Origin of the sequence: Niastella yeongjuensis (assembly GCF_900110245.1) — a bacterium.
In the GTDB taxonomy this organism is placed as follows: Bacteria; Bacteroidota; Bacteroidia; order Chitinophagales; family Chitinophagaceae; genus Niastella; species Niastella yeongjuensis.
In genome coordinates this window covers 25,270-51,312 of the sequence record NZ_FOCZ01000026.1, presented here as the reverse complement: position 1 = coordinate 51,312, position 26,043 = coordinate 25,270, and the positions used below count along the sequence as shown (strand labels likewise).

At 42.3% G+C, this 26,043-nt stretch carries 21 protein-coding genes; 8 read left to right on the top strand and 13 right to left on the bottom strand.

Annotation, left to right across the window (positions count from 1 at the left end):
- Positions 1-209, top strand: a 209-nt coding sequence (locus tag BMX95_RS33860) for an ATP-binding protein (protein ID WP_177193746.1), incomplete at its 5' end; no start/stop codon positions are given.
- Between the two features lie 33 nt (positions 210-242).
- Here the strand turns inward: BMX95_RS33860 and cas1 are convergent.
- The 11 genes from cas1 to BMX95_RS33795 all read right to left on the bottom strand — a co-directional run bounded on the left by cas1 (position 243) and on the right by BMX95_RS33795 (position 13,928).
- A complete protein-coding gene (gene cas1, locus BMX95_RS33855; protein WP_090519738.1) occupies positions 243-764 on the bottom strand; it encodes a type II CRISPR-associated endonuclease Cas1 in 522 nt (173 codons plus the stop codon).
- Positions 765-834: 70 nt separating this feature from the next.
- Positions 835-1,401 carry a CAAX protease gene (locus BMX95_RS33850; RefSeq protein ID WP_133053869.1) on the bottom strand — a complete coding sequence of 189 codons (567 nt, stop codon included), beginning with the start codon at positions 1,399-1,401 and terminating at the stop codon, positions 835-837.
- Between the two features lie 293 nt (positions 1,402-1,694).
- Complete coding sequence (gene cas9, locus BMX95_RS33845; RefSeq protein WP_081198312.1) at positions 1,695-5,903, bottom strand: type II CRISPR RNA-guided endonuclease Cas9; 4,209 nt, start codon at positions 5,901-5,903, stop codon at positions 1,695-1,697.
- Between the two features lie 638 nt (positions 5,904-6,541).
- Positions 6,542-6,865, bottom strand: coding sequence for a DUF2442 domain-containing protein (locus BMX95_RS33835; protein ID WP_081198314.1), 324 nt, complete (start codon positions 6,863-6,865; stop codon positions 6,542-6,544).
- Positions 6,846-7,085, bottom strand: a complete 240-nt coding sequence (locus BMX95_RS33830; RefSeq protein WP_081198315.1) for a DUF4160 domain-containing protein — start codon at positions 7,083-7,085, stop codon at positions 6,846-6,848. The genes BMX95_RS33835 and BMX95_RS33830 overlap by 20 nt, the downstream gene beginning before the upstream one ends.
- Before the next feature lie 579 nt (positions 7,086-7,664).
- Complete coding sequence (locus BMX95_RS33820) at positions 7,665-8,255, bottom strand: hypothetical protein (protein ID WP_081198317.1); 591 nt, start codon at positions 8,253-8,255, stop codon at positions 7,665-7,667.
- A 62-nt stretch (positions 8,256-8,317) separates the two neighbouring features.
- Positions 8,318-9,046 (bottom strand): hypothetical protein, encoded by a 729-nt coding sequence (locus BMX95_RS33815; RefSeq protein ID WP_090519736.1) that lies wholly within the window; start codon positions 9,044-9,046, stop codon positions 8,318-8,320.
- 236 nt (positions 9,047-9,282) lie between these two features.
- The gene (locus BMX95_RS33810) at positions 9,283-9,714 is read right to left on the bottom strand and encodes a hypothetical protein (RefSeq protein WP_081198319.1); all 432 of its coding nucleotides are present in this window, start codon (positions 9,712-9,714) and stop codon (positions 9,283-9,285) included.
- A 4-nt stretch (positions 9,715-9,718) separates the two neighbouring features.
- Positions 9,719-10,189, bottom strand: coding sequence for an NUDIX hydrolase (locus BMX95_RS33805; protein WP_081198320.1), 471 nt, complete (start codon positions 10,187-10,189; stop codon positions 9,719-9,721).
- 135 nt (positions 10,190-10,324) lie between these two features.
- A complete protein-coding gene (locus tag BMX95_RS33800) occupies positions 10,325-12,517 on the bottom strand; it encodes a glutamine synthetase III family protein (protein WP_081198321.1) in 2,193 nt (730 codons plus the stop codon).
- A gap of 151 nt (positions 12,518-12,668) precedes the next feature.
- Entirely contained in the window at positions 12,669-13,928 is a 1,260-nt protein-coding gene (locus tag BMX95_RS33795; RefSeq protein WP_133053870.1) for a hypothetical protein, read from the bottom strand.
- Between the two features lie 116 nt (positions 13,929-14,044).
- Between BMX95_RS33795 and BMX95_RS33790 the strand changes: the two genes are divergently transcribed.
- Entirely contained in the window at positions 14,045-15,181 is a 1,137-nt protein-coding gene (locus tag BMX95_RS33790; protein WP_081198323.1) for a glycosyltransferase family 4 protein, read from the top strand.
- Here the strand turns inward: BMX95_RS33790 and BMX95_RS33785 are convergent.
- Both BMX95_RS33785 and BMX95_RS33780 read right to left on the bottom strand, forming a co-directional pair.
- Positions 15,153-16,079 carry a glycosyltransferase family protein gene (locus BMX95_RS33785; protein WP_081198324.1) on the bottom strand — a complete coding sequence of 309 codons (927 nt, stop codon included), beginning with the start codon at positions 16,077-16,079 and terminating at the stop codon, positions 15,153-15,155. The two genes, BMX95_RS33790 and BMX95_RS33785, sit on opposite strands and share 29 nt — an antisense overlap.
- Before the next feature lie 22 nt (positions 16,080-16,101).
- The gene (locus tag BMX95_RS33780) at positions 16,102-17,022 is read right to left on the bottom strand and encodes a glycosyltransferase family protein (protein WP_081198325.1); all 921 of its coding nucleotides are present in this window, start codon (positions 17,020-17,022) and stop codon (positions 16,102-16,104) included.
- 188 nt (positions 17,023-17,210) lie between these two features.
- On the opposite strand from BMX95_RS33780, the gene purL reads away from it, so the two are divergent.
- The 6 genes from purL (at position 17,211) to yidC (ending at position 25,808) form a co-directional block, all read left to right on the top strand.
- Positions 17,211-19,445, top strand: a complete 2,235-nt coding sequence (gene purL / locus BMX95_RS33775) for a phosphoribosylformylglycinamidine synthase subunit PurL (RefSeq protein WP_081198462.1) — start codon at positions 17,211-17,213, stop codon at positions 19,443-19,445.
- A gap of 126 nt (positions 19,446-19,571) precedes the next feature.
- Positions 19,572-20,570, top strand: coding sequence for an ADP-glyceromanno-heptose 6-epimerase (rfaD, locus tag BMX95_RS33770; RefSeq protein ID WP_081198326.1), 999 nt, complete (start codon positions 19,572-19,574; stop codon positions 20,568-20,570).
- A gap of 4 nt (positions 20,571-20,574) precedes the next feature.
- Positions 20,575-21,378 (top strand): pyrroline-5-carboxylate reductase, encoded by an 804-nt coding sequence (gene proC / locus BMX95_RS33765; RefSeq protein WP_081198327.1) that lies wholly within the window; start codon positions 20,575-20,577, stop codon positions 21,376-21,378.
- Positions 21,379-21,633: 255 nt separating this feature from the next.
- Positions 21,634-21,873 carry a hypothetical protein gene (locus BMX95_RS33760; protein ID WP_081198328.1) on the top strand — a complete coding sequence of 80 codons (240 nt, stop codon included), beginning with the start codon at positions 21,634-21,636 and terminating at the stop codon, positions 21,871-21,873.
- A gap of 308 nt (positions 21,874-22,181) precedes the next feature.
- Positions 22,182-23,831, top strand: coding sequence for a CTP synthase (locus BMX95_RS33755; RefSeq protein ID WP_081198329.1), 1,650 nt, complete (start codon positions 22,182-22,184; stop codon positions 23,829-23,831).
- A gap of 156 nt (positions 23,832-23,987) precedes the next feature.
- Positions 23,988-25,808: a membrane protein insertase YidC gene (gene yidC / locus BMX95_RS33750; protein WP_081198330.1), complete on the top strand. Its 1,821-nt coding sequence runs from the start codon at positions 23,988-23,990 to the stop codon at positions 25,806-25,808.
- Positions 25,809-26,043: the final 235 nt, after the last annotated feature.

Below are 26,043 nucleotides of genomic sequence, written 5' to 3'. Positions count from 1 at the left end.
AACCACTAGACAACACCGCCAGAATGATCTTATTGGAGATTATTGAAGACAGGCATGGCCGAAAGGCTACCATCATCAGTTCACAATTACCAGTAGCTAAATGGTATGAAGTAATAGGTGATAGCACCGTGGCTGACGCCATACTGGATAGAATGGTACATGCCGCCCATCGGTTAGAATTAAAAGGAGAATCCTTAAGAAAGAAATAGAATCCTATTTTTGTAAACCAGCTCTTTAAATTATTACAGAAACTGCCCCAATCGGCTTACTTCTAAGGGGTGGTCAGCATCACCGGATTGGTGGTCAACATCGCCGGATTTTACACAATTATCCGGATCCCCACTTTTGACAGCCGAAACCAGGTTTAACAGGTATTTGTTTTCTTCCCTTTGTATGGCAAGCAAAGAAGCCTGATTCTGTATTTTGATTGATACTGTTTGTTGCCAGAGTTGCTTTTTCAACGGTAACGAAGCTTCTACCTGTGCCTGGTATTTCATGCTCTGCAGACTATTGCCATCAAGATTCAGCAGCATACCGGTAGGATGGTGGGTATGATCGCAGGTGATCAATGCTGTGTTATTCGCGAGTAATTTGGCAATGAGGGCTTGCGTGATGGTTATTTGCTGGTGGTCCAAAATCAATAAACCAATATCTTCAATTGGGGCGGTTTTGGTTTCGCCACCATCATGCATTTCTATAACAAGTTGCTCATTGACAGTTTTTAAATAAGCCGGATTCCCGAAATAAAGCGTTCGCTTTATCATGGATATTGAAAATTGGTTGAATTGTAAACGAGTTGAATATAGAGATTATTTCAACATATTATTATTGACACTAATTATTGATTTTAGACAAGTTTGATGGTCGTATTTCTAATATATTAGCGATGGCTTTTGGGACCCCATCAATTCCATAAAGGATCTTTTGGGGGTTACAGCCAAGCCAGTATAATAGTTCTACAATTATGTTGTATCGTTTTTCTGCATAGTTGGTGGAGATTGTACCACTGGTTTTATCAAAGCATATTGGTTCATGATGAGCAATTCTGTTTCTTAAATCATTAACCTTTATCAGGTTTTGAAAGATAGTTTTTTGTCTTGTACCAAATGGTCGATTGGGGAATATCTCCAGCAATGTACTGCCTGCCGCTGCAAATTCTTTTGCAGCAAAATGATAGGTCCAGAATCCAAATGTTAGTTTGGAAATTAATCTGTCGTGGGTAAAATTTAAGGATAGTCTATGAATGCCCTCTTGTATATTATGATAAGCATCTTCACAACCAGGAGCTATATCAAGATATCCTCCTGGCTGAACAGCATCTGCCAACCAGTTATTCCCTTTTTTAGTTATTAAATGCCTGTCTATTGAATTTCTTAGAATTACCTCAAAGAGTCCAGTCACTGCGTACATTTTTTGCGATAATAAAAGATTGGCTCTGTAGAGTCGGGAAGCCTTCTGTGTATTGTTTCCACACGCGGAATAATATCTTGAGAACCTTGGTTCAGATATGGCTGTATGAAATTGGCTGTTAGGCATTTATATAATTGTCGATATTAGTTTGATTTATGACTGTGATTATGTAACTTCGTGATGTATCCCTGCGATGCCGCTGTTTAACTTTAGGTTAATTAAGCTTGCAGGTTAAGAATGTAAAGGGTCATTTTAAATGACCCTTTTTTTATTCTTATCTTATATCAGATGATCGAAACATTTCCCAGCTTATCTACTCTTAATTTGATGCAGCATTTTTTTATCATTAATTCATCCAGCGATTTTTCTTGTTTGTTCAGTGATCCCAATTCTACCTTTTCTATTATTGTTTTGGAAAAATTATGCGGAACAAAGAAGCATTGCGACCCAGTGAAACTTACTACTTTATAAACCCGTCTTGATGTTTTTTCTTTCTCCATTTGCCAATCGATCATTTTTATATTTTCTCCTTCTTCCGGTACATATACCAGGTCGTTAGGGGAAAGTGTAAAGTGCCTGTACCCTTCTTTAGCTTTTACCACCGGCCAGCCATTGGCTTTCGCTACGATCACTTCATCCAGTCGTAGTGTTTCATATTCTCTATCACCTGTTTGCATATTCTCATATATCACAAAGAACAGGTTGGTGCCTTTGGCTGCTTCAACAAACTGCCCTTTTCTGATCTCAAACTTGCCTTTTGAATCTTCATAAGTGGTGACTTTTGTGATTGGTCTGCCTGCTGTTTTAGCAAGATCTTCCATGCCTTCTCCTGTGAATGCGGCTTTAGGATCATTATTCCATTTAGAAAGATGGGTTAATAAAACACCTTTTAACCCTTTCCCACTTTCTGTATTGTATTCCGCAATCTTCTCTTTTATTTTCTCAGCAGTAAATGAATCATCCAGGAAAACCCTATTGCCATAATATTCTTTCATATACCACATTGTTACCTTCTCAATTGCATTGCCATTGCTGTCAAAGGCTGGGTTGTCCTTTAGGTGTTTTTTGATCTTCTTTTCATCCGGTCCCAATTGCTGTATCAGGTAACGTAAATGCGCTTTAACTTTTTTGTCTGCAATCTTTTCTGGTTGTTTGATGGCATCGCTGATATTACCCGTTTTATATCTCCGGAATTGCAATTTGCCCGATACTGTTTCTTTATGAAGCGGTTGCCGTACAGACCATAAATCTCCTTTTGTTTGTGTTACTAAGTCTTTAACCCATTGTCCATCTTTTTCTACGTATTTAAGGTGTTTATTCACGCCTTTATTCAATATGCGGTGGCGGTTTTTGAAAGAAACGATAATCTGCTGCAGTGCTTTTTCTGCTGCGGGAATAAAGTAATGCCAGGGTTCTTTGAAATCTCTTGTCTTATTACTTTTTAACAGCTTCTTGTACTTGTATTTTTCAGTTTCATCTTTTGTTTGGGCCTCCAGTGTGTTAATATAGGTTATGTGTTCATCAAGAGTACAGGCAACTATCAATGCATCTATGGCATGGTGGCGGTGATCTATTCTTTTTTCAAAGCCTTGCAGGTGCAATCGACGTCTGCCATCTTCGTCGGTTAAATATTCCACTTTCTTTTCTCCGGTGAGCTTTTCTAGTCTTTCAAAACGTTCGATCAACAGTCGTTTCATCATATCGCCCATGCCCCACTTATGCTTTAGTTCATCGGTGATCTTTCCGGTGGTAGTTTTTACTTTTTTACTTTCAACCACCTGTGATAATAACTCAGCCACTTTTTTAGTGATATAACGGGTGTCGTTTAATTGCCGTTCAATGAACCCTTTAGGTATTTCATCGCTTAAAAGGTGACGGCGTTTTTTGTGACGGAATATGCGATTGACATGCGCTGAATAAGCCTCAGGGTTAAGCAAGTCACTTATTGAACTTCCTCGACGGATATATTCCATTGCTGTACGGTCATCTTTTTCTCTATTGGCCCAGGTTTCAACTATTACTTTGTTGCCCATGGAGTCATCATAATACCTTGCCCGGGGGATTATGTGATCTATATCATAATCCCTTGTAATAAATAATCGTGAAAGTTGAATCGGCTTTCCAGTATAAGGCGAAATACAGTTCTGTTCTACCCATAACTGATATTTTTCAGCTTCAGCGAGTGTAGGCTCAGTTGCTTTTTTAAAGAACTTTAGAATATTGGCCTGAGCTGAATAGTTGCCATTCTCTTCCAGTATGCGCATTCTGTCTACGTCTGACAGCGATTCCGGATCACCGATCTTAAGTTCTCTTAGGATCGCTTTAATTCGTCGTTTATCTTCCTGGTTTTTGTAATTTATAGCTGAGAGCTCTTTTCTTTCGTCGTTTGTCTTCTTTAGATCTCTTGCCATCTCAATGCGTATTTCATCCGGCCGGCCATACTGTCGCCAAATCTCTTTTACCACCTGTATCGTTTCGTTTACAATTTGTTTAACGATGGGGTTGGCCGGTCCTTTTTCTTCCCAGCCTTTAACCATGTCGGGGCTATCCACCGGTTCACCTGTTTTCTCGCTGTGTTTACCATATACAACATAGGTGGCCAGGTGTTCTGGTAGCCCCTGAAATTGATCAGTCGCGGTAAGATGTGTTACCAGGTCCCTGGTTCTTTCATCTATATTTTCATCATATTCGCCGGTTATTATTTTTTCAATTCTTATCAAGGTGTCTGAATGAATGGCCGATGCCGACCAGCGGCTTCCACACCGCATGAGCGGCAACAGTTTGTTAAGTGCTTTGGTACTGTATGCACCGTATTGCGATGCATAGGCAGGCAAATTTGAAATAGCCTTAGCAAGGTTTGCAGGGAATTGCCATTTTTTACCTTTTAAAGCAGTTTCAATGTCTGTACTGTCGTCTATAGAATAGACAAGGTGCCATAGGCTATTCATTTTTTCCGGATCCTGGAACAGGGTGTTACCCGCTTCAAATTTCAGCCGGTTGAATACTTTTCGAAACTGGCATTTTGTTACATTGCCTTTGAACCGTGTGTTTTCTGGATAATTGAGGTAATGCGTTTCGGGGGAAAGTTTCAGAAACTTTAAGATGTCTTTTATCTCTATTTCCTCCCGGTTATCAAAGAAATCGAATAATGATTCCTTTATGGCAGGGGTAATATGTAACAAAGTCTCATCTACATCGGTTTTGAATTCCCCATTAACTTTCTTTTCTTTTATAATTACTTTTAAAGCGTGAAGGGTTTTCCAAATTCTGAATTCCTGGAATAAGGGAGCGCTGGCGGGGATAACTTTTAAAGCTGGTTGTACGGCGTTGCCCTTTGCATCTTTCAACCAAATTGACTTCTTTTCAAAACGGCAGTCTCCAATGGTGCTTGTTTTTGATTTCAGCGGGCGTTGATAGTAAATGATATCATGAAGCAAAACATGCAATAGGTCATTGACTTTGATCTCTTTTTTCTTTTCCTGATTGTGCAGGTAAAGCGTATCGGCGATTTCATTATTTTTTTCAGGACTTGAAAGTTCAGCATGGAATTGTTTTTGTGTTTCCCAGATTGCAGTCAGTTCTGCAATAAAAAGAGATCGGTCGATGACCCTTTCCCTGATCCTGTAATTACGGTTCTTTAATATTTCATTGAACAGATATTCGCCTATGTGTAATCCCGAAGTAGCAATGTCCTTTTGCAGCGCTTCTTTCAGTTTTTGCCAGTCGCTTTTGTTCGGCATGGCAAACTCATATCGTGGCGCGGGATCTTTTTTACTTCGAATAGTTCTGATCTCCAGTTCCATTTCCTTTCCTTCCCAGTCGGGTAAGGTTTCTCTGGCAATAGTTCCCTTAATGCCATTTCCCAACGTAATTTCAAACACCTTTTTCCCACGAGTTGTATCACCGGTATCTTTAACGGCAATTACAGAAACCACCTCTATTTTATTTTCCCGGGTTGGTAACTGTTCGTCCACATCATTATCGGTAGTAATACTACTTTCGTTGTTGGCTTTCCGGTTGCTTTTAAATCCCCGGCGTTGGTTCATGTGTAGAAGAATCCTGGCCAGTTCGGATAACTCTACCTTCTCTATTAAGGCTTTTTTACGCAGATAATACACCAACCAGTCCTGGGTGATTTGGCTGGTGCCGAATAGTGAGTGCATTTCAGCTAGTTGTTCGGGTAAAACCGGTAAAATATGCCCTGCCTCGAAATTGTCTGGAAGCCACCCTAGGATCTTTAAGGTAGTAATAAGTCTCTTTCTTCGAAGCTTATACCGGTCCTTCAAACGTCTGCTGCCTCGGGCTTGTCTGCGACTAGCCGTTTGTGAAACGGAAACACCGGCTTCATAATTTCCAAGCATTTCGCCGTCCATGGGAATAATGCGGCATCCCATGCCGAGGATTTTGCTATCATTATTTCCATACTCGAAATCAACCAGTGCCCAACCAATACTGTTGGTTCCGATATCTAAACCAAGGGTGGTTTTTTGCATAAGCAATCGTTAGGGTTTAAATAAATAAAGTAAATCATACCTAGTAATATTTGATACACGCTTTCGAGCTTGTATTGAATAGTACCAATAACATGATTGAACATGGTAAGGGTTCTCATGAACAATCTTGCTTCATATAATTAAAACAATTATTGATGCGAATATTACTACAAAATGATAAAGAATATTTTTTCAACAGGAAATTGTTTCAGGATCAAATTAAAGTGCGTGTATGTTACATGATATTTGCTAGTAGCGAAAGAATGGTCAAGCATGTAAGTCTATATAAAACAACAATCCCGCCGATGGCGGGACTACTGTAAAAGTTTTCACTGCGGAATAATCCTTAGTATGATTTACTTCAAGTTAAAGGTAATGAATATTTGAATCCTGTAAATTTCTCTTTCAAAAATTGACCAATGTCAATAATAAAATCGAGGTATTTGTTGAATGCCCTGGCAAAAAGTTTCCGGGAAAAGATTTTCTCTAAAAAAAGAATAACCTTCCTAGTGTTATTGAGGATCGAGTTACTATCATTCCGCAGATCAGTTATTGAGGTGGGACTAACCTTATTAGGCACCTCCAAAATTCATATCTTCTCTTAGAATCACTTTTAATATTGCTCACGCAAATCGCAACTATGCAGCAATAGGAGCTTTATCACTTTTTACTACTCTACGCAATTCATCTTGTAAAAAGCCTTTTAAACTTAAATCTTCATCTAATAAAGGCCAATGAATACCTATACCACCTCCAATTAATTCGTATTGCAATAACTGAGGCTTTTCTACTCCTCTTAATAGCGCGTATGATGATATATTTTGGCTTAAAACAGCCTTTGTATTTAGATAAATAGTAATTAAATCTAATTCAGGATGAATATCCACTGCCTTTATACGTAACCCTTCTTTAAATATAATGTTGTCGATAGCATCGAATTGTTTATTTGCCGAAGTACTCATTCCATTTCTTTTTAAAATTTTCAGAATTTGCTTGAACAATCTCTAAAATATCTTTTTGTTCAGAATTGCTAAAATCATATAGATATTCTACTTCTATTGATGGCTCAAGCCAGATTTTTCCATTGGCATTCCCTTTTGTAACATGTACATGAATGGGCTCATCGTTTTCATTGCTATAAAAGAAAAAACGTATGCCATTTAAAAGCAACAATGTTGGCATCTAATTCAAATTTAATGCTAAAAGTCCATAATTCCTATTTGTCTAATATAGCCAGACAATACAAATATATGTAAAACAAGCTATTGCCTGTTTTTAACCCATACGATGTAATAAAATTATTTGAGCAATTGTTGAGAACAGACTCCAAGGTAGGTGTAGCCATTTAATCAAAACATGGATTCGAAATTTCAGGAAAGATCAGCGAATGATTGTTTCATATATTAATAAATCTGACGGTTAAATATGGGATGAATTGGTTTGAAATGTCTGATCCGGCAACCAGATTGGATTAAAACCACAATATCATTGAAAATAACCCAATTCCTTTTAGAAAATTTACAATAAATGAAATTACGGCACTAAAAAACCCGCTCTGATAGCGGGTTTGATTTGGAAAGCCTTTTTTGTGACCCCGTGGATTCAAATCAGAAACCTTTTGATCCGTAGTCAGCAGTTGCGGGTTTTCATTTTTTAACACCTTGCTTGTCAGGCATTTAATTTTTTGAATATGGCCGTTTTGGTCAGTTTTTTAAGGTGCTGTTACCGGTTTTGTTACCGGGGTAAAACATTGATAATCAATTAAAGCATAAATGTCAGGGAAACTGTTAGCATTTCAGTCTGTGAACTTTTAGATGAGGAAGCATTTGTTCCCCTGCCAGCGACTATGGTCATAGTTTTTACTGAACTTTTCATCATCAGTTGGCCATAGCTCGCCGCTAAAAAGAACTTCTTTTTTGCTGTAATCGGCATAGCCAGGCCACCACCTATATTGAACATAAACTGGCCTTTGGTTTCAGATGATGCATTTACTGATGTGCTCCCAACCCTGGTGGCTGCATTTGATGATTCTCCGTAGATGGGGTAGCATGCATGAATTTTCACCACCGGCTGTACCTTTTTTGTTTTGTAATCAGTAAAGGCCAAATCCAGCCCTAAAGGAATTACAGCCTCACTAGCACCCTCAAACTTTAGATATCCGCCAGTTATACCCAAAGCTACAAAGCGGCCAATATGGCCACCAAAACCGGCCGAGATATAAGGCGCAGGATCCAAGTCTTTTACAAATACCAGGGCAGGTTCAATTTTAAAATAAGGCCTGGTAACGGGCTTTGTTTGAGCAAATGAATTAACAGAGATCAATAAGAATAATAACTGGAAAGGACGTTTCATTAATGAGGGGTTAAAGTTTTAAATAATGCCGGGAACCTCATTGATGCTTGAAAGTGCATTTATTAGAAATTGGACAATGATTTTTTCTTTTCGCTTAAATTCTGTTTGTTTTGTAATTGCTCACTTTGCGCAATGTCTGAGTCTATTTTTTTTGTGATCACATTATTGAATAAGAGAAAGTAGTTTAAAATTTGCTTCTCGCATTTACTGTTGTAATAACGGGAATAGACAAGGTCAGCAGTGATCTTTTTTGATGGGTTTACCCATTCTTTTGTATATGTCGCCTCCTCGTAGGTAAATGTCCTGTATGCATTAGAGCAAGCTATATTTTTAGTTTTTGCAGTAAATTTGGGATTCCCATATTTCAAGGTAAGTGCAGTATCCAACAACTCAGAACCTTCGCAGTTTAATGAGTATAAAGTATCATTATAAAATTTCAGGTAGATATTGTGCAAGACAACAACCTCAGGGATAAGAAAGTTATTTAAGAAATATACCTTCACTTTGGGATGTTTTAAATAATAAGTGTGCGGAAACTCTGCATTTTCATTTTTCTCTTTGGAGATATAAAGGATTTTAGTAGGGTTTTCATCGTAATAATTAGTCATTGTCGCCATAATATCATTTGTTTCTGTTATTGAAGAGGAGAATTCCTTCGACAATTCATCAATTATGGTAGTAGTGGTGAAACCTATTTTAAATCGTCCAATGCCTGAAATTTTTGGCGATTGGGTTTGGGCGATGGTGACTACTGGCAACAAAACCGTCATAAGGATTGCAAAGCGTTTCATTGTAGGGGTTATTGGTTAGTGAATAGGTGTCTAACGTTTATTATAGAAATTAATTATAAGGTTTTTCTTTGTTTTAACCAAAGAGGTCGGTAACGTTAAGAACCATTCCGCAGTGAAAACTTTTACAGTAGTCCCGCCATCGGCGGGATTGTTGTTTATATATGTATCTATAACGCATGAACGCCCCGTTCCCGGAGCGTTCATGTAAAATATACTTTAAGTGTGGTAGTTAGCTTTTACCTCCAATCATACTCTTCATCATTCTTCACCGGCACACCCAGCTCAATATCTGTTACTTCATCGTATTCGGCATTTATAACCAGCCATTGTTTTTCGCTGATGTAGGTAGTGAAGGAGTTGTAATCTTCTTCCTGCCAGTCCTGAATATTTCCAAACACCTCATTGATCACTACCTCAACTGGAGCTTGTATAACAGATTTGCCCTGGTAGGTGAGCGTTGGGTTAGAGCAGGTGATATAACCCAGCTTGCCATCATGATCCTGGTAGAAGGTAAACTTTAATTTGCTTTTGTTGTACTGGTAAATCAACTCGTTCTCATCCTCTTCATCTTCGTACATTTTATCGGGTTTACCGAGTTTGGCAATTACATCTGCTGCCTTCATTCCAAATTTAAAATCTCCAATTCCGTAGGTGGGTTTTAATTCCATATTATTATTTTTTAGTGGCGGCCTGCAGGTGGACTAACAATTCATGTACAAACGGAATCTGTCCTGGAATTAATTTAAGTAGGGTGGTTGCTTCATCTAACCACTCAAATTGATCCATTTCAGGAAATTCCGCCATTTTGCCCGACCTGGGTGGCCATTCCAGTGTGAAAGTATTGCTTTTTATATTGTCAGTTGCAAAGTCCTGTTTAACGGCCCATACGTGTACTAATTTCCCGCTTTTTTGTTTTACGGGCGTCAGGGCCATGAGCGGGCCTGTGACGTCGATGGTAGTCTCTTCTTTAAACTCGCGGATAGCAGCGCGCAGGGCTTCTTCTCCTTCATCCATTTCGCCTTTTACAATACTCCAGAAGCCAACGTCCTTATTCCGGTAATAGGGGCCGCCGGGATGGCCAATAAAGAAGAATGGCTTTCCTTTTACCAGTTTGTAAGGCAATATACCGGCGCTTTGTTTCATCCCATTAAGGTAAGGCTAAAATGGAAGAACCCCATCCGCCAGTTGGCGGACGGGGTCCTTGCCTGTCATGTCAGTATACCTTCTTGATGGAATTTCTGTTTTACTCCTCCCGACTTGTTAGGAGGATGGGGGAGGCTAGCGCAAGAACAGCATTTCACGGTATTTTGGTAACAGCCAGTACTCATCGCCAACCATCAATTCCAGTTTGTCGGCGTGGTAACGGATCTGATCAAAATACGCTTCTTTGATGGTATCGCAGTAAGCGATAGCTTTCTCGCGGGTATTAGCGATAACGTTGGCTTTTTTACGAGCTTCGATCATCTTTTCAACCAGTTCAGCCATTTTGTTTACATGCTCAGAAACTTTGGTCAGGATCTGTTTCTGGTTAGCATAGCTGTCTTCTTTCAAACCAACTTCTTTCAAACCTTTGATGTTTGCGATCAGTTCGTTCTGATATTTGATAGCAGCCGGTAAAATGTGGCTGGTAGCCAGCTCACCCATTACACGGGCTTCAATTTGTACTTTCTTGATGTATTTTTCCAGTTCAATCTCGTGACGGGCTTCCAGCTCTACGTGCGTCAATACGCTGTTGCTTTCGAACAGGTGCTTGGCTTTTTCGGTAACCATAGCATCCAGTGCTTTTGGCGTAGTGCGTACGTTTGGTAAGCCGCGTTTTTCAGCTTCCTGGTGCCATTCTTCGCTATAACCGTCGCCTTCGAACAATACTTTTTCGCTGGCTACGATGTACTCGCGAATAACATGCATGATAGCGATCTCTTTCTTCTCGCCTTTTTCGATTAAGGTATCTACATCCTTTTTGAATTTCTTCAGCGTTTCAGCCATGATCGAGTTCAGGGTGGTCATGGGGTTAGCGCAGTTTGCAGTAGAACCTACAGCGCGGAACTCGAATTTGTTACCAGTGAACGCGAACGGTGAAGTACGGTTACGGTCAGTGTTATCGAGTAACAGCTCTGGAATGCTTCTGTGCAGGTCTAACTTCAGGATGGCTTCATCCTGCTCATCGAATTTGCCACCTACTCTTTCTTTAACATCGTTCAGTACTTTGTACAGGTACTGGCCAATGAATACAGAGATGATCGCTGGAGGAGCTTCGTTGGCACCCAGACGGAAATCGTTTCCGGCTGAAGCGATAGAAGCACGCATTAAGTCAGAATAATCATATACCGCCTTGATGGTGTTCACAAAGAATGTGAGGAACATCAGGTTGGTCTTTGGTGTTTTACCAGGGGCCAGCAGGTTGATGCCGGTATCGGTAGCCATAGACCAGTTGTTGTGTTTACCACTACCGTTAATACCGGCGAATGGTTTCTCATGCAACAACGCACGTAATTTATGACGACGGGCAACGCGGTCCATAATATCCATCAACAGGGTGTTATGGTCAACGGCCACGCTTACTTCTTCGAAGATAGGGGCGCACTCGAACTGTGCAGGTGCCACCTCATTGTGACGGGTTCTTAAAGGTATACCCAGTTTGTATGATTCCTGTTCGAAATCGCGCATGAAAGCGTAGATCCGGTCAGGGATAGCACCAAAGTAGTGGTCTTCCAGCTGTTGGCCTTTGGCAGGCGAGTGACCGAATACGGTACGTCCACCCAGCACCAGGTCAGGACGGGCATTGAAGAACGCTTCGTCAATTACGAAGTACTCCTGTTCCCAACCCAGGGTAGCGTTTACTTTGGTTACATTTTTGTCGAAATAGTGGCACACTTCAACTGCAGCTTTGTTCAAAGCTTCGAGCGACTTTAATAAAGGCGCTTTATAGTCGAGGGTTTCACCGGTATAAGAAACGAAGATGGTAGGGATACACAATGTTTTACCCTGGCCGATCTCCATAATGAAAGCAGGAGAAGAAGGATCCCATGCAGTATAACCGCGGGCTTCAAAAGTTGCACGGATACCACCGCTTGGGAAAGAAGAAGCATCTGGCTCTTGTTGGATCAGTGCATCACCGTCGAAGATCTCGAGTGCAGTGCCATCACCTTTCAGTGTGAAGAAAGAATCGTGTTTTTCTGCAGTTGTACCAGTTAAAGGTTGAAACCAGTGTGTATAGTGAGTAACACCTTTTGTTTCTGCCCATTGGCGAAGTCCGGCCGCGATCTGGTTGGCCATTGCGCGGTCAATTTTCTTTGCTCCTTTGATAGAGGCATTCAAACTTTTGTAAGCCTCATCACTTAAAAACTCACGTGCAGTTTTTAAAGTAAATACATTCTCACCGAATATGCCGGTAATTTTGGTAGGACCTTCCACATCCAGTCCGTTCTGGCTTGTCAGGTCGTTGATTGCTTTAAAACGTAATGATTCCATCACTAAAATTTTTGCTTTTGTGCAAATTAAGGACAAATAGCCTGTCTAAAAAAAAAATTGAATTTGTATCATGGTTTTTTTGATAAAACACAGAAAAACCTTGGCCAAAAGTACCTTTTGGTCTAAAAAAAGGGGTAAAAATGCGATTTTTTTAAATATATAGTTTTTTACTAATCTTCCCCGGAAGGCTCCAATTTGTAGAGGTCACCATTACACAAAGCAATAAAAGCTCCGGAATGGCTTTGTACCGTACAATGGCGCCCGGGAATGGGACTACATACCCTATAAATATATATAATGTAACGCCAAAAGCCAGGCAAAACAGGATGAGCGGTTTTTGAAGGGTCTGTTTACTATGTATATCTCTTTTTATTATAGCTAGTAAAACCAGCAGGCAGAAAGCCATGATCTCCACTGCCGTCATGATCTGTAAAGCGCCTTTTGCTTCCAGAACGGTGGGGCGAACAAAAGTATGGCTCAGGGCCTGCGGTAGTACCCGCACAAAGCTGTTGACGGTTGGCTGCAGGCTATCGAGGGCAAAACTGGTACCATGTAACTGAAAGAAGGATTGCTGGGCTGAAACGATCACCCCGGGCAGGTTTTTGGCAGGAGATACCCAGGCGCTTGCAAAGAACAATAAACCACCAATGACATAGGTGCAGCAAAAAGTTGCCACCGGTTTCCGGTTATATTTTATGGTTACAAACCAAGCCAGTAAGGCTGGGATCAATATAAACAGCACCTGGTTTCTGTATACGACAATACCTGCCATACCGATGATACAATACAACACCGACCATTTTTTTTGTTCATACAACCACCGGCGAAAGTGTACCAGCAACAGGGCCAGGAAAAACAATACGAGCCCATCGCCGCGGATCCCACTTAACCAGAAAACCAGGGGCGGAAAGAAAAAGATCAGCAACAACAGCGGTTTTCTTTTTTGGGGGAATTCTTTAACCAGTAAACTAAACAGCCAGTAATGTCCCCAGAACAGGATGAAATTGAAGAACACCACATTGATATAATAATTACTGCCACTGAAGATATTGGCAATGCTCAGAAGTTTGGTAATGCTGTCAAATTCAAGTGAATGTATATATATGTAAAGCCCTTTCCAAAAGGCACCGCCGGCGTCGGCAAAGGAACGGGTGGGTAACAGGTCGGTAAAGTACCGGAGCGGCTCGTGTTTTAGCTTTTGCAGTTCGCGCAGCGAATGCTGGTGAAAATCCCAGGTATCGTCGCCATTATAATAATGCAGATAGATATAACCGTATAAACAACCCAGGGCCACTTTAAATAAAAAGGCGAGGGCCGTTTCTGTAATAGTCAAGGGTACGCTTCTGCGGGTAAGGCGGTATAGGAGGTAAATGAAAAGGATGCTATATAAAAGAAGAAGTAATATGTGCATGTTATACTCAAATTGACAACCGGCAACAATGCAACGCTTTTTGCTGCTGCCTATTGCCCTTATTGCATATTGATTTATATGCGACAAATCTATACATTTGAGACCAATTTTATTGAATGGTCGGTACCCATAAGTTGATTGCCTTTGTTTCTAACAGCGCGTGGTCAGTCTACAACTTCAGGTTGGATGTGATCCGCCACCTCATCGACCTTGGGTTTCAGGTAATGGTATTAGCTCCGGATGATGAATACTCCGGTTACCTGCAGAAGAGTGGCTGCCGCTTCATTCCCCTCAATTTTAATAATAAAACCGAAAGCCCCGTTGCCGATCTGGCCTTTTACCGTCAGTTAAAAGAACTGTACCGCCAGCATCGCCCCGATTTTATCTTTCATTATGTAGCCAAACCTAATATTTATGGTTCCCTGGCTGCTGCGGCCATTGGTATTCCTTCGGTGGCAGTTATTACCGGTTTGGGCTATCCTTTTGCGAAACGCAACTGGTTGTACCACGTGGTAAAACTGCTTTATAAAAGAGCCTTACGTAAAACCGGGGAAGTATGGTTCCTGAATAATGAGGATGCGAAAATCTTCATCAACGAACACATCGTAAATATCGAGAAAATGAAGGTATTGCCGGGTGAAGGGGTGGATACCACGCATTTCTCTTTTCCACAGCGCATCGCTAAAAAAGACACTGGACCTTTTACTTTTTTAATGAGCACGCGCCTGCTTAAAAGCAAGGGCATTAGCCTGTATGCCGATGCGGCCCGGATATTAAGGAAAAAGAACTATGCCGTACGGTTTGAGCTGATCGGTTTTTTTGAACAGCATCACCCGGATTCCATTTCACAGGAAGACCTCGACCGCTGGCAGAAAGAAGGACTGATCCAATATGGCGGGTTCGCCAAAGATGTGCGTCCGTTTTTACAACGGGCCGATTGTTTTGTATTCCCCTCTTTTTATAATGAAGGCGTTCCGCGTTGCCTGATGGAAGCTGCCAGTATGGAATTACCGGTGATCACCAGCAATAACCGCGGTTGTAAGGAAGTAGTGATGAACAATACCACCGGCTTTCTGTGTCATCCACACGATCCTTTTGATCTGGCTGATAAAATGGAACGGATGATCAACCTGTCATGGGAAGAACGGACCCGCCTTGGCCGCAATGGCCGCGCCCTCGTGATCAAAAAATTCGATATCAAACATGTGATCGATGAGTATATGACTACACTGAATGCCGGTTGGGCAGAATAGGAAACTTAGACTCCAGGAACGCCAACACCCCCGATTGTAGTATTTGTTTTTCCCAGGTCCAGCTGCTGAGGTTGGGTGGTGTGTAGGTAAAACTGTTTATCTTTTCCCAGGTAAAATTCTCCAGGGCTGGCTGCAGGTAAAAGTAGTGGCCGCCATATTCTTTTTGAAAGCTGCGTACCCAGGCATAATCACTGGTAATTACAGGCATATTGCAGGCGGCATAATCAAGCAATTTGGCTGAGGTCTGCTGGTTGTAGGGCGTAACATCGGGCATATAATTAATGCCAAATCTTGCCTGCTGCATATGTGTATATATGTCGCCGTAAGGAACAGGGCCTTTAAAAGTGATATTGATTGCCGCTGCATAATCGGTGGCCAGCGCATCATAGTGGCGTGAAAGTACCAGTAAGGAATGATCTTTCATGGAACCGGATGCAAAGCAATTCAACAGTAATTCCGGTTTTCTGCTTTTATCTACCGTACCTACATATACAAAATCATATTTCTTTTGTGCTATAGGTATAACAGGGATCACGCCTGATTGTATTGCGTAATTGCGGATACCATAAGGGATGTTATCATGGGGTTGAAATCGGTTCAACACATACTCATTATTGAAAATGCGGTAGTCGGGCTTTGCATTGATTAGTTTTTTGATGCGGTCTTTTAACCGGCTAAATGGCGGTGCCGATGCGGAAGCATATTCATGAATAGTAACCCTGTTTTTATTGCGCCGAACATGCCGGCCCATAAAATGCCATTCAACATCACAGGGAGTGTTGTGTAGCCCGGAAGGGTGGATGATAGTGGTTTGTATGCCACGCGCAGCGAAAAAATCAACATACGCGTTGAGTTCGGGTAAGAATGCCTTTTGTTCGTGAATAAAACCGATGGTCATACAAGGCACAAGATACAAGGGTCTAAAATTCTAATTCCGGAAATTTTGAGGTCAAAAACTCCAGTACGCCCGACCGGCGGATCTGCCGCTCCCAGGTAAAGTTTTCCACATCGGGTTTTGAATAGGAGTGGTTATTTACCTGTTCCCAGGTGAAGTTCGACAGGTTTGGTTCCAGGTAAAAGAAATGACCGCCATATTGTTGCTGAAACCTTTCCACCCAGGCATACCGGGTGGTAACAATGGGCAAACCCAGGGCGGCATACTCCAGGAACCGCGCTGCGGTTTGCTGGTTAAAAGGTTCTTTATCAGGAACATAGTTAATGCCAAACCGGGCCTTTAAAATATAGGTGTCCATAGAACTGTAGGGCAGGGGACCCATAAACACAATGTTCTTATAATCCCGGTAAGTTGCCTGCAGCTCCTCATAATCCTTGCTTATCAGCAACAGGGTTTTATCTTTCAGGGAGCCGGTACTGAAGCAGTTCAACAGCTGTTGGGGCTGGCGAACCGGTGAAATATCACCCGTATATACAAAGTCGTACTCGCGCTCATGCAAAAAAGGGTCGGCCTGCAGCCATTCTTCCGGAACACCTATGTCGCGGTACCCAAAGGGGATGTGATCGTGGAGGTTGATTACTTTTTTAACATATTCATTTAAAAACAGCCGGAAGTCGGGTTGGGCGCTAAAAAAACTTTTCCACCAGTTCTTCCACCTGCGCCAGGGGGGTACAGAAGAGGAGCTGTATTCATGTATTTTATAGATACCTTCCTTGGGTTTGGAAAGGTCCACGCCCATTATCCACCACTCTACATGCCGGTGAATAAGGCCCAGCTCATTTTTATCTACTACTTCACAGGTTATGTTGTAGCGCGAAAAGAAACGGCTGTAAGCCTCCAATCCGGGCAAAAAAGCTTTGTTATTATGAACAAATGCAATAGTCATGGGCTGGTAAATCGGGATAAATTTATCAATAAGATGACAGACTGTTTGTACTTTTGCGCTTTCCTAAAAAGCTGTTTGACAACAGGCTACTGGTAAAAGGCTGGCAGCAAGGGTGTTTAGGCCCGCCGCCTGGGTATTTTACCGGCGCTAAAATACGATCAATCAGCATTTTAACTATATTAATTAATATGGAAGTAACAGTAAAAACTGCCAAACAGCTACGACTTACCGAAGAAGAATTCGAATTGATAAAACAAAAACTCGGCCGTACGCCCAATTTTACCGAATTGTGCGCCTTCAGCGGTATGTGGAGTGAGCACTGCAGTTACAAAAATTCAATTAAGTGGTTAAAAACATTGCCCCGCGAAGGCAAAAAGATGTTGGTGAAAGCCGGTGAGGAAAATGCGGGTTTAATGGATATTGGTGATGGCTTCGGCGTTGTATTTAAAATAGAATCACATAACCACCCCTCGGCTATTGAACCATTTCAGGGTGCAGCAACCGGGGTAGGAGGTATTCACCGCGATATTTTTACCATGGGTGCCCGGCCTATTGCCTCGCTCAACTCCCTGCGTTTTGGTAACCTGAAAGAAGCCAAAACCCAGCACCTGCTGGCTGGTATAGTTCATGGCATTGGCCATTATGGCAACTGTTTTGGCGTACCAACTGTGGGTGGCGAAATATATTTTGAACAGTGTTACCATACCAATCCGCTGGTAAACGCCATGAGCGTTGGTATTGTAAGAAATGGTGAAACCATTTCTGCTACTGCCAAAGGCCTCGGCAACCCCGTGTTCTTTGTAGGTTCGGCCACTGGTAAAGATGGCATCGGCGGCGCTTCTTTTGCCTCTGCTGATATCACCGCTGAAAGCGTGGAAGAATTACCTGCCGTACAGGTGGGCGACCCCTTCCAGGAAAAGAAACTGCTGGAAGCCTGTTTGGAAGTAATACAAACCGGCGCCGTTGTGGGTATGCAGGATATGGGTGCGGCCGGTATTATTTGTTCTACTGCCGAAATGAGCGCCAAAGGCGAAGTAGGGATGCGCATCGACCTCGATAAAGTACCTACCCGTCAAAAAAATATGAAGGCCTGGGAACTGTTGCTGAGCGAAAGCCAGGAGCGTATGCTGATGGTGGTGGAAAAAGGCCGCGAAGCAGAAGTACAACGTGTTTTTGATAAATGGGACCTGCCCTGTTCTGAAATAGGCGAGGTTACCAATGATGGCATCCTGCATTTCTATATGCATGGCGTGCTAGAAGCACAATTACCCGCCAATGAACTGGTACTGGGTGGCGGTGCACCTCAATATACCCGCGAGTACAAAGAGCCGGCTTACTTCGAAAATATCAAAGCTTTCAAAGCCGACACCATTGAAGTGCCTGCCGATCTAAAAGCTGTAGCTGAACAGATCATTACCGTGCCTAACATTGCCAACAAACGTTGGGTGTATGTTCAATACGATAGCATGGTAGGTGCCGGTACTTCTACTACCAATAACCCTTCCGATGCTGCCGTGGTGATAGCCAAGCCAACCAACAAAGGACTGGCGCTTACTACTGATTGTAACAGCCGGTATGTATATGCCGATCCGTTCGTTGGTGGCATGATCGCTGTTTCTGAAGCAGCGCGTAACATCGTTTGCAGCGGCGGTCAACCTTTGGGTATTACCAACTGTTTGAACTTTGGTAACCCCTATGATCCACAGGTATACTACCAGTTCGTATATGCGTTGAAAGGTATGAGCGAAGCCTGTTTGAAATTCGATACCCCGGTAACCGGTGGTAACGTAAGTTTCTACAACCAGAACCCTGATGGCGCGGTATACCCTACACCAACCATTGGTATGGTGGGTTTGCTGGATAATGTGAATGATAAAATGACGATGGACTTTAAAGCTGCCGGCGATCAGTTGTTCCTGATCGGTACCAGCCGTAACGACATCAATTCTTCTGAATATTTACATAAAATAAAAAAGGTAGAATTCAGTCCGGCCCCGCATTTTGACCTGGAAGAAGAAGCTGCCCTGCAAAACAAGATCGCAGAACTGATCAAAGCCGGTGTTATTGTATCGGCACACGATATCAGTGAAGGTGGTCTGGTGGTAACGTTGCTGGAAAGCTGCTTTAACCGCAACCTGGGTGTTGAGGTAACTGCTGCAAAGGCCGACATTCGTAAAGACGCTTATTGGTTTGGTGAGGCACAAAGCCGCGTAGTAGTGAGTGTAAAAGCCGATCAGGTGGAAGCCTTTAAGAAAGTAGCAGGCAACCATCCTTATGAACAACTGGGCCAGGTAACCAGCGGCGCCATAAAAGTGGATGGTAACAACTGGGGCACTATCGATGCCTGGAAAAATAAATATGATACGGCTATTGAGAACTTACTGGCCGGCCATGAATCAGAGCACGCATTGAGCGCATTGTAAGAAAGGCAGAGGGCAGAAGGCAGAAAAGAAAGCCAAAGTCAGGAAATCTGAAATTTAAGAATTTCACGTTTCACGTTTGACGTTTCACGATTAACCATTGACGAATCACTATACACGTTTGACGAAATGAACAAAGACAGTAAAATAGTAGTGACCGGCGCGGCCGGATTTATAGGAAGTTGTTTAACCGGTTTCCTGAATGAAAAAGGTTATAACCGGCTTATCCTGGTTGATGATTTTACCGAGCCTGAAAAGATGCAAAATCTTGAAGGCAAACAATATGACGAGAAAATAGAACGCGAAGATTTTTTTGAGTGGCTGGCTGAACACAAACCTGCCATTGATTTTATATTCCATATCGGCGCGCGTACCGATACTACCGAATTCGATTATTCCGTACACCAGCATTTGAACGTGGAGTATTCACAAAAGATCTGGAATTATTGTACTGAGAATAACGTACCGGTAGTGTATGCTTCTTCCGCTGCTACTTATGGTAACGGAGAAGAAGGATACAACGATGACCATGCGATCGTATACGCATTGAAACCATTGAACCCATACGGCGTTTCAAAAAATGAGTTCGATAAATGGGCCCTGGAACAAACTACCCAGCCGCCTTTCTGGGCCGGGTTGAAGTTCTTTAATGTATATGGTCCCAATGAATTTCACAAAGGCCGTATGGCCAGCGTGATCTGGCATTCTTTCAAACAAATAAACCAGTCGGGCAAAGTGAAACTGTTCAAATCGCACAAAGAAGGCTATAAAGATGGCCAGCAGTTGCGCGATTTTGTATACGTGAAAGATCTGCTGAAGATCTGCTACTGGTTAATGGAACAGTTTGAAAAGAATACTGGTGCTGTTGCCAATGGTTTATATAACCTGGGTACCGGTAAAGCCCGCAGCTTTGAAGACCTGGCGAAGGCTACCTTCAGAGGGTTGGATAAAGAACCGGTGATCGAGTTTATCGATATGCCCGAAGACATTCGTGACAAATACCAGTATTTCACCGAAGCAAATATGCAAAAACTGAGAGATGCGGGGTATAACGATGAGTTTTATACATTGGAACAGGGTGTAGACGATTATGTGCGTAATTATTTAGTGAAAGGAAATTACTATTAGTTCTATGAACAAAAAGATAGCAATCATTGGTGGCGGTAACTTAGGTACTGCCATTGCAGAAGGCCTGATCAATAGCGGATTTACACTGCCCGAACATATATTGATCACCAAGCGGAATATTAAAACGCTGGCTGCGCTGGAAAAACGCGGCATAATGGTGAGTGATAACAATGAAGAGGCCGTTCGTTTTGCCGATATGATCATCCTGGCGGTAAAACCATTCCAGGTAGATGATATTCTGGGTAAGCTGAAAGCATTGCTCAACCCCGAAAAGCAGGTGCTGGTTTCGGTGATCACCGGTATCACCATCAAACACATGCTGAAAGCGGTTGACTTAAAAATACCCGTGATCAGGGCCATGCCCAATACTGCTATCGCCATACAGGAAAGCATGACCTGTTTGTCTGCTTCACAGGACGTGAACCGCGATCAGATCAGTTTTATTGAAGACCTGTTTAACCAACTGGGCAAGGCCGTTTGGATCGATGAGAAACTAATGGATGCCGCTACGGTGTTAGGCGCTTGTGGAACGGCATATGCCATGCGGTATATTCGTGCAAACATTCAGGGCGGTATTGAAATTGGTTTTGATGCAGCCACTGCCAGCTTAATAGCGGCACAAACGGTGAAAGGCGCTGCTGAATTATTATTGAAAAAAGGATCACACCCCGAACAGGAAATAGATAAAGTAACTACACCCAAAGGTTGTACCATTGCCGGGCTTAACGAAATGGAACACCAGGGTTTCAGTTCCTCCCTCATAAAAGGTATTGTTGCCAGTTACGATAAGATCGAAAAGGACAGTTAACACGTAGTTATACGGACGTCATATATTATTTATGTTTAGACGTTAATTAACAGGCAGCAGAAAAGCGGATAAGTGAGTGTGTTATGGGTGTTATATAGGATAATTACGAGCTGTCATATGCGTAATTTAAGCAGGTGTATATTACGGATATATTAAAAAAGTATATGTTTGCTTGCACATGACCTAAATTTTTCGTTCTTTTGTTCCCGAAAAATTAGTACAGCCCGAACCCTTGGCTACAACCATAACCAATTTATGAAAAAGGAGAAATTGAGTTTTCTTATACTCTTTGTTGAAATAGCAGCGATCGTTTTTTTACATTCTGCTAAGAACCATCAGGCAGATGGTCGTAAAGTATTAAGCGTTAAAAAAACGGCGGTGGGAACCTCTTACCAGCTGAAAGCGCTCGGTCTTACCAAGGATTGTGATTTACTTTCAAATTTTAATTTTACTACGGCTCCTAGAAAGAATCATGTTTTAACTTTTGTACGATAAGAATTGAGCTGTAATACATTATTGAAACCCCGCTAATGCGGGGTTTTATTTTTTTTAATAATTCTCCTCATAAACATATTTCTCCCAACTTATTGATTTTAACCGGTTTTTAATAGAATTCACAGCTTGTGGCCCGGTTTTCCACACCCCAAAATCGTGTTTTTCTGGCGCATTTATTTGCCGTAACTTTGCACGACCTCCCGGAATTATTTTTTCGTTAAGAGCATATAAGTTTCCGCTGGTCAAAAATTATAGTGGAATAGGATTATCAGCAAAAAAGATTGAAGACGTAAAAATTACCATTTATTATGGCCAAGCATATTTTTGTTACCGGTGGGGTAACTTCATCATTAGGAAAAGGGATTATTGCAGCCTCGCTGGCAAAACTGTTGCAGGCGAGGGGATTGAGGGTAACAATTCAGAAGTTCGATCCGTATATCAACGTCGATCCGGGCACGCTCAACCCATATGAGCATGGCGAATGTTATGTTACGGAAGATGGCGCCGAAACCGATCTTGACCTTGGTCACTACGAGCGCTTCCTGAACATTTTCACTTCACAGTCGAACAACGTAACTACCGGCCGTATTTATCAAACCGTAATTAATAAAGAACGCGAGGGTGCCTATCTTGGTAAAACCGTTCAGGTTATTCCCCACATTACCGATGAGATCAAACGTCGCATCCTGTTGCTGGGCAATACCAAAGAATATGATGTTATTATTACCGAGCTGGGTGGAACTGTAGGGGATATTGAAAGTCTTCCTTTTATTGAAGCATTGCGTCAGTTGCAATGGGAACTGCCCGAAGAAGATACGGTGGTGATTCACCTTACGCTGATCCCATATTTGAAGGCAGCCAAAGAATTAAAAACAAAACCAACACAGCATAGTGTTAAAATGATGAGCCAGGAAGGTGTACATCCTGATATCATCGTTTGCCGTACCGAAAAGACCCTCACGCCCGATCTGCGCCGCAAGATCGCCCTGTTCTGTAATGTAAAACCAGAAGCCGTGATTGAGGCCGCCGATGCACCTACCATTTATGAAGTGCCATTGGCCATGATGCGCGAAAAGCTGGATGTTATCTGTTTAAAGAAACTCAACATCAATGGTTTCCACGAGCCAGACCTGGCAAAATGGAAAGAGGTGCTTGATAAACTGAAATACCCCAAGAGCCAGGTAACCATTGGCCTTATTGGTAAATACATAGAACTGCAGGATGCTTATAAATCAATTCTGGAAGCATTTGTACATGCCGGCGCCAGCAATGAATGCAAAGTGCAGATCGTGAATGTGCACAGTGAATTCATTACCCCGGAAAACGTAGGTGAAAAACTGGCTAACCTCGATGGGTTGCTGGTAGCGCCTGGTTTTGGTCATCGTGGGGTGGAAGGAAAGATCCTGGCGGTAAAATATGCCCGTGAAAACAGACTGCCATTCTTTGGTATTTGTCTCGGTATGCAAATGGCAGTAATTGAGTTTGCACGGAATGTACTGGGGTTGAAAGATGCCCATTCAACTGAAATGAACGTGAATACCCCTGATCCGGTTATTGACCTGATGGAAGAGCAAAAAGCTATTACTTCAAAGGGTGGAACCATGCGTTTGGGCGCTTATTCATGCGATACTATAGAAGGCAGTCTGGCCCGTACTATATATAATAACCAAACCATCAGCGAACGGCACCGCCACCGCTGGGAGTTCAATAACCGCTACCTGAACCAGTTTCAGGAAGCCGGTATGGTTGCCAGCGGAAAGAATAATGAGAACCAGCTGGTTGAGATCGTTGAATTGCCAACCCATCCATTCTTTATTGGCGTTCAGTACCACCCCGAATTAAAAAGTACGGTAGAAAACCCACACCCCTTGTTTGTACATTTTGTAAATGCAGCCAAAGTGTATGCAGAACAAAAAAGTACTGTAAAAAATCCCTTGCTCCAAAGCGAGATGATATAAGGCTTTATTAGTAAGTGTATGTTATAAATTGTTAATAGATATGCTGTTACCGGCATATCTATTAACATTCTGTAATAAAAATGCAGAACCCTTAACTAATAACTTAAAACTTACAACTTCCGATTATCTTTGCACCTCTTCTAAACTAGTAGTATAATGAATTTTGATCGCAATACGGTGATTGGCTTTGTGTTGTTAGCGCTTTTACTGTTTACTTACCTGTTTATCTCTACCAGGAACAGTCATGAGCTGGAGGCTAAAAAACAACACTTTACAGACTCAGTTGCCCAGGTACAAAAGCATGTCCAGGATTCTATTTCCAGAATACCCGATACCACGCTCAACCAGCCTGTACAACCAGGTGAGCTGGCAACACGCGGCGCAGAAGCGTTGACCGTAATTGAAAATGAAGTAGTTAAGATCAGTTTTACCAATAAAGGCGGTCAGCCCAAACAGGTGGAGCTTAAAAACTACAAATCGCTCAATAGTAAAACACCGGTTGTATTGAACAATACACCGTTCGATAAGATCTCTTATGCCATTACCACTAATAATGGGGCAGCACAGGTTTCTGACCTGTATTTCATGGACCCTAAAGTGGTAAAAAATGCCGATAACAGCCAAACCATCATTTACCAGGCACCCGTTCCCGGTAAAGGGACCGTTACCCACCAGTTCACGGTTCATCCTAATGATTACCTGATCGATTGGGATGTACAGTTGAGCGGCGCCGATAAAATGCTCACCCAGGGTAATTTCAACCTGATCTGGCAGAATGAACCCAGTCAGCACGAAACCGATGTGGTGTACGAGCGCAATCAGACCACCGTATGTTTTTATGATGAAGATGGTTTTGATTACATGCAAACCAAATCGGCCAGAACACTGGAAAAACCGGTACAATGGGTAAGCTCTTCTCAACAATTCTTCAATACCGCACTGATTGCAGCCAAGGATAAGTTCACTTCCGGTGACGTAAAATTCATCAAGAATGCAAACGACACCACAGCCAAAGTAGCCGAAGTGACCACCACACTGCAATCGAAAGTACCCCTGGGGCCTAATGTGTCTATTCCTTTGAGATTGTATTATGGTCCAAATGATTATGCGATCCTGCGCAAGCATAAAGACCAGGTGCCGGAAATGGATAAGATCGTGAACCTGGGTCGTGATATGTACGCTTTTGTACGCCCCATCAACAAGTACATTGTGATGCCGGTGTTTGGTTTCTTTAGAAGCTTTATCGGTAGTTTGGGGATTGCTATTTTGTTGCTGACCTTATTCATCCGCCTGTTCACTTCTCCGCTGGTATATACCAGTTACCTGAGTGGTGCTAAAATGAAGGCGTTAAGACCTGAAATTGAAAAGCTGAAAGAAAAGTACAACAACGATCAGCAGCAGGTAGGTGTAGAACAAATGAAATTATTCCGCGAAGCCGGGGTGAATCCGCTGGGTGGTTGTTTACCGGCCCTGTTGCAGATCCCTATCTTCTTTGCGTTGTATAGCTTCTTTAACTCGAATATCGATTTGCGTGGGGTTGGCTTTTTGTGGGCTGATAACCTGGCTTCTTATGACGCTATTGTGTCGTGGAAAACCAGCATTCTGGGAATGACCCACCTGAGTTTGTTTACCATCACGGCGGTATTGACGAGCTTCCTGATCTCTTTGTATAACATGAACATGACGCCCGACCAGAACAATCCGGCGCTCAAGTACATGCCTTATATCTTCCCGTTCATTTTATTCTTTGTGTTTAACCGCTTACCCGCGGCGTTGACCTGGTACTATACTGTGTCGAACCTGATAACGCTGATCTTACAGTTTGTAATTCAGAACTACATCATCAACCACGATAAAATACTGGCGAAGATCGATGAGAACCGCAAGAAGCCTAAGTCGAAGTCGAAATGGCAGGAAAGACTGGAAGCCATGCAGGCTGCTCAACAGCAGGCTCAGCAGCAGCAGAAAAAGAAGTAACTTAATGTAATTCGTTATATAAGGGAAAGTGAGTCTGATTCGGGCTCACTTTTCTTTTGGAAGGAGGTGTGAGTGGTGGTGAGTGGTCAGTGGTGAGTGGGCTCGCGATTATTCCGATGTCTGAAAAATCGGCAACAAATCTCTGCCTTCTGCCCTCTGCCTTCTGCCCATTGCCTTTTTGACCACAACTGCCTCATTTTTAACAATATTCTCAATAAAACCGGCTTAACCTTTT

Excerpts from the sequence above, each read along its gene's own strand:
- cas1 (WP_090519738.1), bottom strand. The coding sequence starts at position 764 with ATGATAAAGCGAACGCTTTATTTCGGGAATCCGGCTTATTTAAAAACT.
- cas9 (WP_081198312.1), bottom strand. The coding sequence starts at position 5,903 with ATGCAAAAAACCACCCTTGGTTTAGATATCGGAACCAACAGTATTGGT.
- BMX95_RS33835 (WP_081198314.1), bottom strand. The coding sequence starts at position 6,865 with ATGAGTACTTCGGCAAATAAACAATTCGATGCTATCGACAACATTATA.
- BMX95_RS33830 (WP_081198315.1), bottom strand. The coding sequence starts at position 7,085 with ATGCCAACATTGTTGCTTTTAAATGGCATACGTTTTTTCTTTTATAGC.
- BMX95_RS33820 (WP_081198317.1), bottom strand. The coding sequence starts at position 8,255 with ATGAAACGTCCTTTCCAGTTATTATTCTTATTGATCTCTGTTAATTCA.
- BMX95_RS33815 (WP_090519736.1), bottom strand. The coding sequence starts at position 9,046 with ATGAAACGCTTTGCAATCCTTATGACGGTTTTGTTGCCAGTAGTCACC.
- BMX95_RS33810 (WP_081198319.1), bottom strand. The coding sequence starts at position 9,714 with ATGGAATTAAAACCCACCTACGGAATTGGAGATTTTAAATTTGGAATG.
- BMX95_RS33805 (WP_081198320.1), bottom strand. The coding sequence starts at position 10,189 with ATGAAACAAAGCGCCGGTATATTGCCTTACAAACTGGTAAAAGGAAAG.
- BMX95_RS33800 (WP_081198321.1), bottom strand. The coding sequence starts at position 12,517 with ATGGAATCATTACGTTTTAAAGCAATCAACGACCTGACAAGCCAGAAC.
- BMX95_RS33795 (WP_133053870.1), bottom strand. The coding sequence starts at position 13,928 with ATGCACATATTACTTCTTCTTTTATATAGCATCCTTTTCATTTACCTC.
- BMX95_RS33790 (WP_081198323.1), top strand. The coding sequence starts at position 14,045 with ATGGTCGGTACCCATAAGTTGATTGCCTTTGTTTCTAACAGCGCGTGG.
- BMX95_RS33785 (WP_081198324.1), bottom strand. The coding sequence starts at position 16,079 with ATGACCATCGGTTTTATTCACGAACAAAAGGCATTCTTACCCGAACTC.
- BMX95_RS33780 (WP_081198325.1), bottom strand. The coding sequence starts at position 17,022 with ATGACTATTGCATTTGTTCATAATAACAAAGCTTTTTTGCCCGGATTG.
- purL (WP_081198462.1), top strand. The coding sequence starts at position 17,211 with ATGGAAGTAACAGTAAAAACTGCCAAACAGCTACGACTTACCGAAGAA.
- rfaD (WP_081198326.1), top strand. The coding sequence starts at position 19,572 with ATGAACAAAGACAGTAAAATAGTAGTGACCGGCGCGGCCGGATTTATA.
- proC (WP_081198327.1), top strand. The coding sequence starts at position 20,575 with ATGAACAAAAAGATAGCAATCATTGGTGGCGGTAACTTAGGTACTGCC.
- BMX95_RS33760 (WP_081198328.1), top strand. The coding sequence starts at position 21,634 with ATGAAAAAGGAGAAATTGAGTTTTCTTATACTCTTTGTTGAAATAGCA.
- BMX95_RS33755 (WP_081198329.1), top strand. The coding sequence starts at position 22,182 with ATGGCCAAGCATATTTTTGTTACCGGTGGGGTAACTTCATCATTAGGA.
- yidC (WP_081198330.1), top strand. The coding sequence starts at position 23,988 with ATGAATTTTGATCGCAATACGGTGATTGGCTTTGTGTTGTTAGCGCTT.